Source organism: Halorhabdus utahensis DSM 12940 (assembly GCF_000023945.1).
Classification (GTDB): domain Archaea; phylum Halobacteriota; class Halobacteria; order Halobacteriales; family Haloarculaceae; genus Halorhabdus; species Halorhabdus utahensis.
The window spans coordinates 2,397,196-2,412,338 of sequence record NC_013158.1 but is presented as its reverse complement, the minus strand read 5'-3'; the positions used below and the strand labels follow the sequence as shown (position 1 = coordinate 2,412,338).

Here is a 15,143-nt window from a genome sequence, read left to right as displayed (position 1 = left end):
AAAAGGGGATTCTGAGTCAAAAGCCTGCCCGTCTGCGATCAGCGCTCGTCGTCCATCTCGGCGAGTTCCTCCCGTTCGACGACGACCGGACAGTCGGCGACCCGCACCGTCTCGTAGTCGACGAACTCGACGATGTTGGTCCCCTCGTGGGCGCACTCGACATCAGGGGGCTCCGAGAAGTACTCGCAGTTCTCACAGTAGCTGTGTTTGTCCACCTCGGCGAAGCGGCGCTCGCCGCGGGTTTCCGTCTCGGGTTCGGCAGCCGACCGCGAGAGGTTCTCCCAGAGGTCGTCGTCGGTCTCGGCGCTCGTGGCGGGATCACGCGCCGTCTCCCCGAGTCCCTCGAAGGGGTCGCCCTGACGGCGCTGGCCACCCAGTCGATCGAACGGGTCCTCCGCAGCCGACTCGCCGGGGGTCGCCTCGGCGGACGCGTCGGTGGTCGGCTCAGGGTCCGATTCGTGGCTGTCCTCGCCAGTCTGTTCGAATCCCAGGGTGTCGAACGACGAGCGGTCTGGGGCCTGCTCGGGAGCGGTCTCGTCGATCTCCGCAAACGGATCACCGCCCGGGGGGCGATCCGGCCCATCGAGGCGCTCGAACGGATCGGTCGCGTCGTCTGGCGTCTCCGCGGCCGGTTCCGCCGCTTGCTCGTTCGAATCGTCCGCCTCGACATCGTCCCGATCCGACGCCGGAAATCCGAAATCATCCGGCTCCGATTGGGCAGGATCATCCTCTCGTCGGTCAGAATCGTCCTCTCGTGTATCGGGGTCGTCGTCGCTCACGGTGAATCACCCCGTCGATCAGGGGCCCCGACGTCGCCGTCGGCGTCGTCCTCGACAGTCCCCTCGATCGGCGTGGCAGTGACGAGTCGGGGCTTGCCGAAGAACCCGCTCGACGGTTCGACGGTCGTGACCGCAGCCTCGCAATGGGGACAGGCAGCCCGGGTCAGCAACGCAATCTCGACCCCGTCGCCGCAGTTCTCACAGACAGCCCGGCTTACGTCGTGACGACCGGCAGCGGCCTTGATCCGGTCGACGGTCTCAGTTTCGTCTCGCGCCTGGGCCTCACGGAGGTCGCTGATCGCCCAGGCAACCGTCTGGAGTTTCTCCTCGACGTCGTCGAGGCGGTCGTCCTGAGCCGTCAGCGACTCGTCGGTGGCCGCGACGTCGTCGGCCAGTTCCTCGAGCGCCGACTGGGAAGCACGCGAGTCGACATCGGCGGATAGGGCCGCAAAGTCGGCTTCGAGCGAATCCAGGCGCTCCTCGATCACGTCGAGGCGGTCGAACGCGTCGTGGTCGTGGTCCGCGGGTGCCTTCGCGTCGGCTTCCCGCTTGACCTGAACGACGCGCGAGCGGACGTCGTCAAGCTTCTCCTGGAAGCGGTCATCGACCTCCTCGATGCGGTCGGTGAGCGCCTCGGTTGCTGCTTCGATCTCCCCACTGCCATCTCGGGGCTCGTTCTCGTCGAGGACGTCCCGAACGATCGACTCGATGTGCTCACGGTCGAGGAGAACAGACAGATCCGCATCGACGTCGCCCTCGACGCGTTCGGCGGTCGTCCGATACGTCGTGAGCAGACGGGCCACGAGCTCGTCCCGCTCGACATCGAGTTCAGCGGCGTGTTGGGCAAGCCATTCGTCAAGCTCAGGCGGCAACTGAACGGCGGCGTCCGGCGAATCCGTGGACTCGCTCGCCATCACCAGAGATTCCGCGAGCGGATAGTTAAGGGTTTGCCACCGATTCCCGCGATCGATACTGGCGGATGCGGAGGGTTACCTGATCTTCCGGACGTCGCTGATATCGAAGCCGGCATCGTCGATCTCAGTTTCGAAGCGGACGATGTCCTCGTCTTCGAGCTGTGAGAGGACGCCACGGAACTGCTTGATGACGAGCGTCCGCGCACGCGTGCTGCCGCCGCTCTCCCACTCGAATCGCATCGTGCCGTTGACGGCGTCACCGAGCTGGCCGAGGCGTTCGGGCGAGACCGTCTCGTGGTTGACGTGGGCAAGGATCAAGCCGTCCCAGGAGTGGGCCGCCTTCTGGAGTCCCTTGACCACGTAGTTGATGTCGGACCACGTGACCTCCTCACCGGTCGTGCTGATGAGGTCAGTCAGCGAGTCGATCACGACGAGATTGTCAGGGCCGTGCGTGGACATGAGATCGCCAAAGGCCGACAATAGCTCCTCGCGGTCGGTCCGCGATCGGAGATCGGTCACGCTGGCCGTCCGCTCGGCGTACCAGTCCCGCGGGAGCGGGCTCTCGTGGAAGAAATGCGTCGAGAGATCGTGAAACGTCACCGCCTGCAGTCCGGCCTCGACGATCTCGTCGTCGATCGTCTGGGAGACTTCCCACCGGAACTGTGACTCCCCGGCGCTAAAGGAGACGTAGTGGATCTCCTCGGGGAGCGTCGCGTCGGCCGCGAGATCACCGTAATAGAGGTCGTGCAGTTCCGGATCGCCCGTCGCCAGCCCGTTGATGAGCGCGCTGGTGTACATGAACTCGCGTGCGCCGGCCCCTGATTCGCCCGAAAGTAAGACGACGGTCCCCCGCGGGGCCCCGCCGTTGACGATCGAGTCCATCCGCTGGATTCCCAGGGGGATGCGTTCCATACCGATGGGTCTCGGCGGGCGGGCTTGTGTGTTACGGCGGGCGTCGATGTCCATGAGGTCGAAGCCTGACTACTCACGATCCGTCTCGGTGTCAGCCGTGAGGTCATGGGTACGGTCGGTTTCTCGCAGGATGAACGGGCCGATCGAGAGGGTTCGTTTGGTAACCGTCACGATGCGGAGGACGTAGGAGAGCAGGAGCGCAAACGGGAGCAGCGAGACCGCGACGGCCCCGCTCACGACGAGCACACCGGTTCGAACGCCCAGCAGCGTCCCCGACAACACCGTCGGATCGAGGTACAGCACACCGGAGACAGCGGTGAGAAGCGCCGGGATCGAGGCGTACAGCATCGCCCGCGAGAGATCGATGAGCTCCCACTGGAAGTACAGCGTCTTGAAGTGCTCGCGCGCCGGGCCGAACAGTTCGAGCGCCTGGATCAACTCCGCCAGGGCGTCGTCGGCAGCCTCGGTGAGAACGTCGTCGTGCTCGGCCCGAATTCGCCGCCCAGCGTAGAGCTTCCAGGAGTAGTTGTAGTTGAGCGCCGAGAAGACGACGTCGAACTCGCCGAACTGTGACCCCTTGAGGTTGTGGGCCACCGTATCCGCGTTCTCCACGACGCTGTCGACGAACGGGTCGACCTGTTCGGTGAGCGCGGGATCGTCGATGGCCGCGACGGCGTCCCCGACGGCCTCGGCCCGGCGGCGCGTGAGTGTGACCAGCGACCGCAGGAATGCCGAGGGCTGGGCCGGACTCACCGGTTCCTCGATCACGTCCTCGACGTCGCGACGGAACGCCATCGCGCCCTCCATGCGCTCGCGCTGGTCGCCGATCGGCCCCTGTTCCTGTGAGAGGACGAGTTGGCTCAGCGTGAGCACGAGCGTGACGCCGGTGATGATCGCGGTGAGCAGCCCCTGAAACAGCGTCTCCAGTGGATCGCCCTGGGTGAACAGGGCCGGCGTGCCGGCGGGATGAAACTGACCGATGGCGACCAGCGCGAGAAAGATCGCGCCCACGATCCCGGCCGCGACGGCCGAGCGATCCACGACGAGCAACAGCCAGAACTTGCGGCTGCTCGCCGGCACCCGCTCGCGCATCGTGTCGCTCGGCCGGTCCTCGCCGACGTCCCCGCTCGCGTCGCCCATGAGAGAGTCCTCGACCGCCAGCCGGAAAGGCGTGCGGTTGCCCGGCTCTCACCTGGGAGAACAGGAAATGAAACGGCGACCACGATCTAGTTTTGCAGGCATCGGTGGCTTCTAACCCAGGGCGGGCCAACCCGGAGACATGAACGCCGAGCAGTTCAGCCACCAAATCCGCGACGACAACGACACCGCCCTCTCGCGACTCGGGTCCTCGAAAGCCCTGTACGCCGACACAGCGGGAGACATGGACGACGAAACCGTCCTCTCGGCCGCTGCCGACGCCGAACACCACGCCGCCGTCACCTACGAACAGTGGGCAGCTGACGAGGGCAACGACGAGGCCGCCGACGCCTTCGAGGAGACCGCCGCCGAAGAACGCGACCACTACGAGCGCGTCGCCGGAAAACTCGACGACCACGAGCCAAGCGAGGGCGTCCCCGCAATCCAGGACTATCTCCGCGGTCTCGATGGAACCGTCGAGCGCCTTGGTGGATTTGTCGGCCGCACGATCGCCGCCGAGAAGTCAAAAGAGCAGTTCACCGGCTACTTCGTCGGCGAAGCCGACCCACAGACGGCACAGCTGTTTCGAGACGTGGGTGGCGACCTCGATCCGCAACTGGAGCGTGCCGGGGAGTTGCTCGAATCCGTTTGTGAAAGCGACGACGACTGGGAGCAGGCCGCCGAAGCGGCCTCCGCTGCGATCCAGACGGCCTACGACGCCTACACCGAATCGCTGGAGTCGATGGGCGTCAATCCGAAGCCCGTCTGCTGACCAGGAGAGCGAGCCTTCCGGGGTTCGTCGATCCGAGCGTCGGTATCCCTCGAATCGCCAGCGGTGATCGACAGGACCGGACTTTTGTCAGTGAAGACTGATATGGGACCATGACGGCACTCATCTACGGCGCGTATGGCTATACGGGCGAGCGCATCGCCCGGGAAGCGGTGGACCGCGGGCTCGACGTCATTCTCGCGGGGCGCAACGGGACGAAGACCCGCGGACTCGCGATCCAACTCGGTGTCGACTCCCGCGTGTTCGCCGTCGGTGCGGCCCGGAGCCATCTCGATGGGATCGACGTGGTACTCAACTGCGCGGGCCCGTTCGTCGAGACCGCCAAGCCGATGGTCGCGGCCTGTCTGGCAACCGGAACCGACTACCTCGACATCACGGGCGAGATCCCGGTCTTCGAGACACTGGCTGAACGGGACCGGGACGCCGAGGACGCGGGCGTCTGTCTGCTCCCGGGCGTGGGCTTCGACGTCGTCCCGACGGACTGCCTGGCGGCCCATCTCCACGACAGACTCCCGGAGGCGACCCACCTCAGACTCGGGATCGATGCGCCGGGGTCGGTCTCCGGCGGGACGCTGGCGACGGCAATCGGACAACTCGATACCGGGGGGATGGTTCGACGTGACGGGCGACTCACGTCGGAACCGTCGGGATCGAGAACGCGAACGATCGATTTCGGATCGGGACCGAAACACGCCTTGGGCGCGCCGATGGGCGATGTCTCGACGGCCTACTACACGACCGGCATCGAGAACGTGGAGGTGTATCTGAGCGCGCCCGAATACGCCGAATATCTGCTCCGGGCGGGCCACTATCTCACGCCGCTGTTGGCCGTCCCTCCCGTCAAAAATGGGCTGCAAGCACTGGCCCGGGCGCTCGTGAGCGGGCCAGCCGAACAGGCACGGGATCGCGACCGGGTGTCGCTCTGGGGAGAAGCGACTGACGGCGAGCGAACGGCGACGGCACGACTGCAAACGCCCGAAACGTACGCGCTGACGGTCGACGCGGCGACGACGGCCCTCGAACGGGTCGAGGATGATGCCGACATCACTGGCTACCAGACGCCAGCGACGGCGTTTGGACCCGACTACGTCCTCGAACTCGACGGCGTCGACGGGTTTCTCGACGAGTGAATGCTCGATCTGGATTAGCCGTAGTCGCATCGAAAACTGAACGTAAATCTATCCCTACAGCTGTTCGCTAACCAAGATATTGTTCAGGATATTTTAGTTACGTTGCTTTTACAGCCGGTAACGAAGATACGAGCTACCAACCGAATCGAGCGAGGGCGTCAAGTGGTTCAAGCGACTACGACAGACACGATGAGCGACACCGGCGGCCCCCTCTCGCCCGACCGCCCCGACGCCGAGAGCGAGTTCCGCGTCGACGCGCCGTTCGATCCGGCAGGCGACCAGCCCAACGCCATCGCGCAACTGGCGGAGGGCTATCGCTCGGGCATGGACGAACAGACCCTCCTCGGTGTGACGGGGTCAGGCAAGACCAACACCGTCTCGTGGGTGCTCGAAGAGATCCAACAACCCACCCTCGTGATCGCCCACAACAAGACCCTCGCCGCACAGCTCTACGAGGAGTTCCGTGAACTGTTCCCCGACAACGCCGTCGAATATTTCGTCTCCTACTACGATTACTACCAGCCCGAGGCCTACGTCGAGCAGACCGACAAGTACATCGAGAAGGACGCCTCGATCAACGACGAGATCGACCGCCTTCGCCACTCCGCGACCCGATCCCTATTGACCCGTGACGATGTCATCGTCGTCGCGTCGGTCTCGGCCATCTACGGACTGGGCGACCCCGCCAACTACGTCGACATGTCCCTCCGCCTCGAAGTCGGCCAGGAGATCGACCGCGACGAGCTGTTGGGCCGACTCGTCGACCTCAATTACGAGCGCAACGACGTCGACTTCACGCAGGGGACGTTCCGAGTGCGCGGGGACACCGTCGAGATCTACCCGATGTACGGCCGCTACGCCCTCCGGGTGGAGTTGTGGGGCGAGGAGATCGACCGCATCTCGAAGCTCGATCCTCTCGAAGGCGAGTTACAGAGCGAGGAACCCGCCGCACTGATCCACCCCGCCGAGCACTACTCGATCCCCGAGCAGGAAATCGAGAATGCGATCGAAGAGATCGAGGAGCTGATGGAACGGCGGGTGGATTACTTCGAGCGACAGGGCGATCTCGTCGCCGCCCAGCGCATCGAGGAACGGACGACCTTCGACCTGGAGATGCTCGAAGAGACCGGCTACTGCTCTGGCATCGAGAACTACTCCGTCCACCTCTCGGACCGGGAGTCGGGCGAGGCACCCTACACCCTGCTGGATTACTTCCCCGACGATTTCCTCACGGTCGTCGACGAGTCACACCAGACGATCCCCCAGATCAAGGGCCAATACGAGGGTGATAAATCCCGGAAGGATTCGCTCGTGGAGAACGGGTTTCGACTGCCGACGGCCTACGACAACCGCCCACTGACCTTCGAGGAGTTCGAGGAGAAAACGGATCAGACGCTGTACGTGAGCGCGACGCCGAGCGACTACGAGCGCGAGCAGAGTGACCAGGTGGTCGAGCAGATCGTCCGCCCGACCTACCTGGTCGATCCCGAGATCGAGGTCAGTCCCGCCGAGTCGCAGGTCGACGATCTCATGGATCGCCTCGACGCCCTGCCCGACGACGAGCGGGCCCTGGTGACGACCCTGACCAAGCGCATGGCCGAGGATCTCACCGAATACCTCGAAGAGGCGGGCGTCGCCGTCGAGTACATGCACGACGAGACCGATACCCTGGAGCGCCACGAGCTGGTTCGGGGCTTGCGCGCCGGCGAGTTCGACGTGCTCGTCGGGATCAACCTCCTCCGTGAGGGCCTTGACATCCCGGAAGTGAGTCTCGTCGCCATCCTCGACGCCGACCAGGAGGGATTCCTCCGCAGCGAGACGACGCTCGTCCAGACGATGGGCCGGGCCGCCCGGAACGTCAACGGCAAGGTCGTCCTCTACGCCGACGAGCCCAGCGACGCCATGGAATCGGCCATCGCGGAGACGAAGCGGCGGCGGCGGATTCAACGCGAATACAACGAGGAGTACGGCCACGAACCGACGACTATCGAGAAGGCCATCGGCGAGACGAACCTGCCGGGGAGCAAGACCGAGACGGGCGGGTCGGCGACGGCCGACCCCGAGGACGAAGAGGCTGCAGCCAGATTGATCGAGGAGTTGGAGGAGCGCATGGGGGAAGCGGCGGACAACCTGGAGTTCGAACTCGCGGCGGACATCCGCGATCGCATCCGGGAGTTGCGCGAGGAGTACGATCTGGACGGGCCGGATGGACCCGGCGAGGACGGCGTCCCGGCTCCCGAACGCTGATCGGGGCCAAACCACACACTATTATTTAGCTGTCACGTCTCACGGGCGAGTATGACTGGTCCCCCGACCTGGACGCGGCGTGGCGTGCTGACGGCACTGCTCGCCGCCGGTGCCGGCTGTACAACCGAGACGGACGACTCGACGACGAGTACCCAGGAACCGTCGGACCCGGAGACGCCGACGGACGAGCCTTCCGAGCGTTCGACGACGTCAGCACCAACGCCCACAGAAACCGCGACGACGACCGAGGAGCCGACGGCGACGGACGAACCGACGACCGAAGAGCCGACGACAACCGCCGAATCGATGGAAGAGATCACCGACGTCGCGTTCAGAGAGACGCCCCAGCGGACGCTTCGACTCGACCTCTATCTCCCATCGACCGAGGAATCCAGCCCGTTCGTCGTCTACGCCCACGGCGGCGGCTGGATCGGCGGTGACAAGGGCCACCGGCCGATGTTCGATCGACTTGTCGAGGAAGGCTTCGCCGTCGCCGATATTCAGTACCGTCTGGCCCAGGAGAAGCAGTATCCGGCGGCGGTTCGGGACGTCGTCGCGGCCGTGAAGTGGGTCCGGGCCAACGCCGGCGAGTATGGAATCGATAGCGAGCGCGGAGCGCTCGCCGGCTACTCCGCCGGGGCACACCTGGCCGCGCTGGTGGCGGTCGCGCCCGATCACGAGAACTTCCAGCCCGACGAGTTCCACCCGGACGTCCCGGTCGGTGTCGACGCACTCGTCGGCTACAGCGGCCCCTACGACTTCACTGAATCCGGGATCGGAGAGAACCCGCTCGTCGCGGCCTTTTTCGGCGCGGACGCCCCGACGGAGCGTCTCGAGGAGGGGTCACCCGTCAGTCACGTTGAGGGCGACGATCCGCCGGCACTGTTGATCCACGGCACCGATGACAACGTCGTCCCGTATCGGTCGACGACGGCCCTGGCTGACGCCTACCGGAACGCCGGCGTGCCGGTCGACGTCCTCACGGGGGATGGTGCCGGCCACGGGATGATCGACAACGACGAGTGGCGCGAGGAGACGCTACCGAGCCAGGAGCAGTTCCTCGCCGACCACCTCTTGACGCAATAACTCGGTTCGTTCTCACGGTCGAGGATGGTGCCAAGAGAAGTCCATCAAGAGTCCAACAGTCGGTACCCTTCGTTGTCCGGGGCGACGACGCGGACGTCTCCCTCGACGTCGTTCCGGGTGAGGGCGTCCTCGGCAGCTTCCCGGACGATATCCGCGGTCTCTACGCCAGTGATCGCATAGACCGTCGGCCCCCAGGAGGACTGGCCGACGCCATCGACACCCGAGACGGACGAGAGCGACTCGATGAGCCGGCCGGCCGGCGGGCGATAGACCCCGCCCTGTTCGTCGGCGTACCAGGCCCCGTTGAGCCGGCCGAGTCTGGTGATCGCGTCACCGAAGGTCCGGCGGTCTCCACCGGCGATCGCCGGCAGGAGGCGCTGGGTCAGAAGGGGTGCGATCTCGTCGGCGATCCCCGGATCGGCCCCTTCGACGATCGAGCGCATGCTCGCGTCCTCGTCGCTTCCATGCTTGCCAGTCTCGACATCGGGCGTGACGAGGACGAACCGCCAGGAGTCGGGAATCGCGTGGCGGGCGACGACCGGCGGCGTGGTCCAGGCACCCGTCTCGGGTGGACTGTGGGTGAAGCGCTCGACCAGATGGCCACCGTCGACGACGAAGCCACCGTCGAGAACGGTCGCGATGCCGACCCCGCTTCGACCACCGCGCCCGAGGTCGGGAGCGCGGTCACGGACGTCCAGAGCGACGTCGTAAACGTCGGCGGTGGCCATCAGCGTGGCCAGGGCGAGTCGCGTGCCGCTGCCCAGTCCGGCGTGGCGTTCGAAGCGCTGCTCGACGGTGATCGCCGCGCCGGGCACGTCAAGCACCTCGATGGCCCGGCGGGCATAGGGTTCGACCGCTTCGTCCGGGCAGACGAGTTCCTCGGCCCGCTCGACGTCAACAACGAGCCGCGGTTCGTCGATCGCCCACCCGATACCGCCATAGAGCCGATCGCGGGCCAGCGAAAGGTTCTGGAAGCCGGCGTGGAGCCGTGCGCCGATCGAGACGCGCGTCATTGAGGGGTGTAACGCGAGGAGTGTCTTGAAGGCTGGTGTCCCGAGACAGCAGCGATCGACAACGACCTGCCACGAGATTGTTGTGTCAAACACGCCACCGGTTATCTGATTTGATAATCAGCCCCACATACTTATTATAAATTTATTTGAAACGTCCTGTATGAGCAAGCAGACAGAACGAGCCCCCCGCACTGACGAGAAGACGGGGTCGGTCGAATGGGAGGACGTGTCCGAATCAGAGGGAGAGAGTCCGGAAGGATCCGATCTGGCGGTCGTCATCGAAGACGATCCTGACCAGTTGTACGATACCTCGGGGACCGCACAGCGAGTGATCGACGAAGGGTTCAATGTTGTCAAGCAGAACCGGGTGATGACAGACTGGACCGGCATGGACACCGACCAGCAAGCGACGCTGAAGTGCATGAATCAGCTCTCCGGGAAGTTCTGCGGGACGGAAAACTGCACCGTCCGACAGCTGATGGAGCAGGGCCAACAGCGCGTCGAAGTCGAGGTGGAGAAAACGTTACCGAACGGCGAAACCAAACAGACCCTGCTCGTTTCGGAGCGGATCACCGACGAACAGGGAGCGGTCGTCGGGATCACCGAGAGCTTCACTGACATTTCGAACGTCAAAGCCGCTGCCCAGGAGATCGAACACTCGATGGGTGAACTCAACGAGACGGCCGACAGCGTCGCTTCGAGTGCCGACGAGATCAGTTCGACGGCCGAGCGGATGACCGACTCGATGAACGAGGTGGCCGCGGAAATCGGGGACGTGAGCGCATCGATCGAGGAGGTAGCCTCGAGTGCGGAGGAAGTTGCGACAGTCAGCGAACTGGCCGAAAAACGCGCTGCAGACGGCCACGAGACGGCCGAGGACGCCATCGAGGAGATGGAGGCGATCGATCGGGCAACCGCCGACGTGACCGCGGACCTTGATGACCTGCGTGCGCGGGTCGATGAGATCGACGACATCGTCGAGGTGATTAATGACATCGCCGACCAGACGAACATGCTGGCGCTGAATGCGAACATCGAAGCCGCCCGCGCGGGCGAAGCAGGCGAGGGGTTCGCCGTCGTGGCAGAGGAGGTCAAAAGCCTGGCCGAACAGGCCCAACAGAACGCCGAAACGATCGAATCAATGATCGACGGGATTCAGGCGGACACCGAAGAAACCGCCCGGAGCCTCGATCAGGCGACCGCGACTGTCGACGATGGTATCGAGAAGGTCCAAGCGTCAATGAGGGCACTCGAAGAGATCGTCGAGGCAGTACAGGAGGCTGCCGACGGGATCGAAGAGGTCGCAGAAGCGACTGACGATCAGGCGGCAAGTGCCGAGGAGGTCGCGTCGTTGGTCGATGAGGTCACAGAACAGGCCCAGACAGTAGCCAGCGAGGTGCAGAACGTCTTCGCAGCCAGCGAAGAACAGGCACAGATGACACAGAACCTCCAGGAGACCGTCGAACGACTGAACCAGGGGCACTGATACTGGAGTCGAGCTCACAGCTTCGCCCCGGGGCCAATGATCCGGGCTAGACGGGTGCCAGGACAGTAAGTATATGAAAGTCTGTCACGTGGTCCCTTGATAATGACACTCTCACAGATCGTCGAAGCGATCAGCGAGCACGAGAAACATCTCGTCCTGTTCAACTGTGATCCGGGAGATCCGATCGTCGAGGACCTGCGGGTGTACTTCCAGTCACAGAACGTCCGTATCGAGGGGGAAACGACTGCATCGGGAGCCCCTGCAAACGTCGCCGTCCTGAGCGATCGGGAGTCGGTCCTCTCGATCGAGGCCGTCTCGACGCTACGGGAGTTACTCGAGAACGTCCCGCCGGGGACCGACGCCATCGGGATCGCGGACGGTGAGTACGAATCGATCCTGGGCCACCTCAAGGAGACGACGTTCACCAGCTACGATAGTGAACAGATGCTCTATGCGACCCGTGAGATCGAGGATCGCGCAAGGCGGGTTCGAGCGGGGACGATCCACGCCGGGTTCCAGCGGCTGTCGGAACTGGTCGAGCAACGATCGATCTACGCCGATCTCGCGGCGCGCGGGCTCGACGTGCACGCCTACGGTGTCCCCGACACGACACCGCCAGACATCGAGGGGGCGACCATCCATGCGGTCGAAAACGACGAGATCGCCGAAACGTGGTTCGTGGCCTTCGACGGCGGTGACGAGGACAGTCAGAAGTGCGCGTTGCTGGCCGAGGAGCGCGGGGACGGGTCGTTCTTTGGCACCTGGACGTACGACCCGACCATCGTTGACAGCATTCTAGGGCACCTCGAGGAAACGTACCTCGCTGCCGATCGGACCCAGCCCCAGTCCGGCCCCTGACAGCATAGTTTCGATCAAATGGGCCGATGCTGTCCCGGTCCAGGCCTATTTCCCGGTGAGTTGTCGGTCACACGCCCCGGAAGTATCGTTGCCGATATTTCGGGAGACAGATATTTGTTACGTGGGAACTATTCTCACCCATGCAACTCTCCCGACTTTCTACTGGCGTCGCCGGTCTCGACGCTGTCCTGGACGGTGGGCTCGTGCGGGGGCGTAACGTGCTCGTCAGGGGAACACCGGGCGCGGGCAAGACGATCTTCGGGCTGTACTTCCTGTCGGCGGGGATCGCGGCCGACGAGCGGAGTCTCTACGTCAACCTGGGCGAACCACAGGCCTATGTCGAGGAGACGGCCGATGCGTTCGACCTACAGACCGAGGGGATCCACTTTCACAATCTCTCGCCGACCAGCGAACAGTTTGCCGAGCAGGAATCGTACGACGTCTTCGAGTCAGCCGAAGTCGACCAGCCTGATTTCATCGACTCGCTCCGAACCGTCGTCGACGAGGTCGAACCGGACCGCGTCCTGTTGGATCCGATCACGGAATTCCGCTACCTGACTTCCGACGAGCGACAGTTCCGCAAGGGGATCCTCGGCCTGCTGGATTACCTCAAGGACGTGGGAGCGACGGTGATGTTGACCTCACAGGCCGGCGAGACAGTCACCGACGAGGATTTGCAGTTTCTCGTTGACGGTGTCGTCTCCCTGGAGGTTGTCCAGGACAGTCGCGCGGTCCAGGTCTCGAAGTTTCGGGGGTCGTCGTTCCGCCGGGGCAAGCACTTCTACGGCATCGACGACGAGGGGCTGACCGTCTGGCCGAGGCTGGTTCCCGGCGAGGTGGAGCGCTCGATCGAGGACGAGACGCTTTCCTCGGGCGTCCCAGAACTCGACAGCCTCCTGGGTGGGGGAATCGACCGCGGGACGGTAACGATCCTGAGCGGGCCGACCGGTGCGGGTAAGACGACAACCGGGGTCCAATTCCTCACGGAGGCGGCCCTCGACAAAACCGAAGGCGTCCTCTTCCAGTTCGAGGAGGCCGAACGAACCATCCGCAAACGGGCCGATGCGATCGGGATCCCCCTCCGAACAGTGATCGAAGAGGGCTGTCTGTCGATCGTCGAAATCGAGCCGGACGAATACACCGTCGGCGAGTTCGAGCAGTTGATCCGCGAAGCTGTCGACGACGGCGTCGAACTGGTCATGATCGACGGCACACAGGGATTCAAGCAGAACCTCCGCGGGCTCGAAGACCCGACAGCGGCGCTTCTTCGCGTGGGTCGATACCTTCGGTCGGCCGGCGTTTCGACGATCCTGGTCAACGAGGTGCACAACATCACCGGCGACTTCCGGGCGACCGAGGAGCGGACAAGTAACCTCGCGGACAATCTCGTCTTCCTGCGCCACGTCGAGTACCGCGGCGAGTTGCGGAAGGTCATCGGGGCGCTGAAGATGCGAACGAGCGACTTCGAGCACAGCCTGCGGGAACTCGAAATCACGACCGACGGGATCTGCGTCGGCGACCCGCTCCCCCAGTTGCGCGGGATCCTCACGGGGACGCCGGACTGGGAAGAGACCGACCTTCCGGAAGACACCAACGGGGGCCAGGACTGACCCAGCCATGCCACGGACTGAGGACTCGGAGGCGGACTCACAACCCCAGACGGGAGACACCGGCGAGAACGGAACGGCGGAGACGCCCATCTTGGTGCTCGTCTCCGATCCGGGGAACCGGACAGTCCTCGAGGATTGGCTAGCGGGCCACGAGACGTATCGGGCGGTCGGGCGGGGCGCCGATATTCGGACCGCCGACTTCGAGTGCTGCCTGCTCGACGGGGAAGCGCTGCAAGAGCACCGTGAGGCACTGCTCGATCGGCAGGCCAGCGAGGGGGCGATTTTGCCGTATCTGTTGCTCGTGCCGGACGTCGCTCACGGCGAAGTCCGAGCCCAACTCGAAGGCGAGTATCCGGACCTGTGGGCGGCCATCGACGGCATGGTCGACATGCCGGTCTCCGAGGATCGTCTAGCGGAACGGGTCGAAACGGTGCTTCGGCTGCGGGAGCAATCCATCGCGGTGAATCAGCAGCGCGACCAACTCGACGTGTTGAACCGGGTGTTGCGCCACGACATCCGCAACGACGTCCACGTCATCCTGGCCTGGGCGGAGAACCTCGAAGGGGAGTTGCCTGCCGAAAAGGAACAGTCCATCGAGAAGATCCTCCGGGCGGGCAACCACGTCGTCGAGCTCACCACGAGTGCTCACGACATCGCGGAGATGATCCACGGCGAGGGGACGCCCGACCTCTCGGCTGTCTCGCTCGATCGAGTTCTCAGAGACGAACTCGAAAAACGACGGCAAACACACCCCGAAGCCGACATCTCGATGCCCGAGCCGGCGAGTCCGGAGACGCGCGTTCTGGCCAACGAGATGCTCTCCTCGGTGTTCCGGAACCTCGTCAACAACGCCATCCAGCACAACGATGCCGACAGGCCGAGCGTCACAGTCACCGTCGAAGACGGCGACGACGTCGTTCGCGTCACCGTTGCGGACAACGGGCCGGGAATCCCCGAAGCCCACCGTGATCGTCTCTTTGACGAAGGCGAGCGGGGCATGGACAGCGAGGGGACGGGAATGGGACTGTTTCTCGTGGGGCGACTCGTCGAGAGTCACGGTGGCGACGTCTGGATCGCTGATCGATCGACGTCGGCCGACGACGGCGGAACGGACGCGAAACGAGGGGTCGTGTTCGTCGTCGAGTTGCCGAACGCGCCTGCGGCGGACTGAGATCGGTCGT

13 protein-coding genes are annotated in these 15,143 nt (G+C 64.4%); 8 read left to right on the top strand and 5 right to left on the bottom strand.

From position 1 onward, the window contains the following. Nucleotides 1-38: 38 nt before the first annotated feature. The 4 genes from HUTA_RS11575 to HUTA_RS11560 all read right to left on the bottom strand — a co-directional run bounded on the left by HUTA_RS11575 (nucleotide 39) and on the right by HUTA_RS11560 (nucleotide 3,745). On the bottom strand, nucleotides 39-779 hold the full coding sequence (locus tag HUTA_RS11575) for a hypothetical protein (protein WP_015790097.1): 741 nt from the start codon (nucleotides 777-779) through the stop codon (nucleotides 39-41). Next, nucleotides 776-1,693 (bottom strand): hypothetical protein, encoded by a 918-nt coding sequence (locus tag HUTA_RS11570; RefSeq protein WP_015790096.1) that lies wholly within the window; start codon nucleotides 1,691-1,693, stop codon nucleotides 776-778. The genes HUTA_RS11575 and HUTA_RS11570 overlap by 4 nt, the downstream gene beginning before the upstream one ends. Before the next feature lie 75 nt (nucleotides 1,694-1,768). Next, nucleotides 1,769-2,605 (bottom strand): RAD55 family ATPase, encoded by an 837-nt coding sequence (locus tag HUTA_RS11565; protein WP_049941456.1) that lies wholly within the window; start codon nucleotides 2,603-2,605, stop codon nucleotides 1,769-1,771. A gap of 69 nt (nucleotides 2,606-2,674) precedes the next feature. Beyond that, a complete protein-coding gene (locus HUTA_RS11560; RefSeq protein ID WP_015790094.1) occupies nucleotides 2,675-3,745 on the bottom strand; it encodes a hypothetical protein in 1,071 nt (356 codons plus the stop codon). Between the two features lie 139 nt (nucleotides 3,746-3,884). On the opposite strand from HUTA_RS11560, the gene HUTA_RS11555 reads away from it, so the two are divergent. The 4 genes from HUTA_RS11555 to HUTA_RS11540 all read left to right on the top strand — a co-directional run bounded on the left by HUTA_RS11555 (nucleotide 3,885) and on the right by HUTA_RS11540 (nucleotide 8,995). Beyond that, nucleotides 3,885-4,514, top strand: coding sequence for a hypothetical protein (locus tag HUTA_RS11555; protein ID WP_015790093.1), 630 nt, complete (start codon nucleotides 3,885-3,887; stop codon nucleotides 4,512-4,514). Between the two features lie 110 nt (nucleotides 4,515-4,624). Further along, nucleotides 4,625-5,662 (top strand): saccharopine dehydrogenase family protein, encoded by a 1,038-nt coding sequence (locus tag HUTA_RS11550; protein ID WP_015790092.1) that lies wholly within the window; start codon nucleotides 4,625-4,627, stop codon nucleotides 5,660-5,662. A 189-nt stretch (nucleotides 5,663-5,851) separates the two neighbouring features. After that, nucleotides 5,852-7,909 carry an excinuclease ABC subunit UvrB gene (uvrB, locus tag HUTA_RS11545; protein WP_015790091.1) on the top strand — a complete coding sequence of 686 codons (2,058 nt, stop codon included), beginning with the start codon at nucleotides 5,852-5,854 and terminating at the stop codon, nucleotides 7,907-7,909. Nucleotides 7,910-7,960: 51 nt separating this feature from the next. Then, entirely contained in the window at nucleotides 7,961-8,995 is a 1,035-nt protein-coding gene (locus tag HUTA_RS11540) for an alpha/beta hydrolase (RefSeq protein ID WP_015790090.1), read from the top strand. Between the two features lie 44 nt (nucleotides 8,996-9,039). Here the strand turns inward: HUTA_RS11540 and HUTA_RS11535 are convergent, their stop codons facing one another. Beyond that, on the bottom strand, nucleotides 9,040-10,008 hold the full coding sequence (locus HUTA_RS11535; RefSeq protein WP_015790089.1) for a beta-ribofuranosylaminobenzene 5'-phosphate synthase family protein: 969 nt from the start codon (nucleotides 10,006-10,008) through the stop codon (nucleotides 9,040-9,042). A gap of 160 nt (nucleotides 10,009-10,168) precedes the next feature. Here HUTA_RS11535 and HUTA_RS11530 point away from each other — a divergent pair, with 160 nt between their 5' ends. From HUTA_RS11530 to HUTA_RS11515, 4 genes are all read left to right on the top strand, one after another. After that, on the top strand, nucleotides 10,169-11,494 hold the full coding sequence (locus HUTA_RS11530; protein ID WP_015790088.1) for a methyl-accepting chemotaxis protein: 1,326 nt from the start codon (nucleotides 10,169-10,171) through the stop codon (nucleotides 11,492-11,494). A gap of 102 nt (nucleotides 11,495-11,596) precedes the next feature. Further along, nucleotides 11,597-12,352: a DICT sensory domain-containing protein gene (locus HUTA_RS11525; protein WP_015790087.1), complete on the top strand. Its 756-nt coding sequence runs from the start codon at nucleotides 11,597-11,599 to the stop codon at nucleotides 12,350-12,352. A 140-nt stretch (nucleotides 12,353-12,492) separates the two neighbouring features. Next, entirely contained in the window at nucleotides 12,493-13,962 is a 1,470-nt protein-coding gene (locus tag HUTA_RS11520) for an ATPase domain-containing protein (RefSeq protein ID WP_015790086.1), read from the top strand. A gap of 7 nt (nucleotides 13,963-13,969) precedes the next feature. After that, the gene (locus HUTA_RS11515; RefSeq protein ID WP_015790085.1) at nucleotides 13,970-15,133 is read left to right on the top strand and encodes a sensor histidine kinase; all 1,164 of its coding nucleotides are present in this window, start codon (nucleotides 13,970-13,972) and stop codon (nucleotides 15,131-15,133) included. The last annotated feature ends 10 nt before the right edge of the window (nucleotides 15,134-15,143 follow it).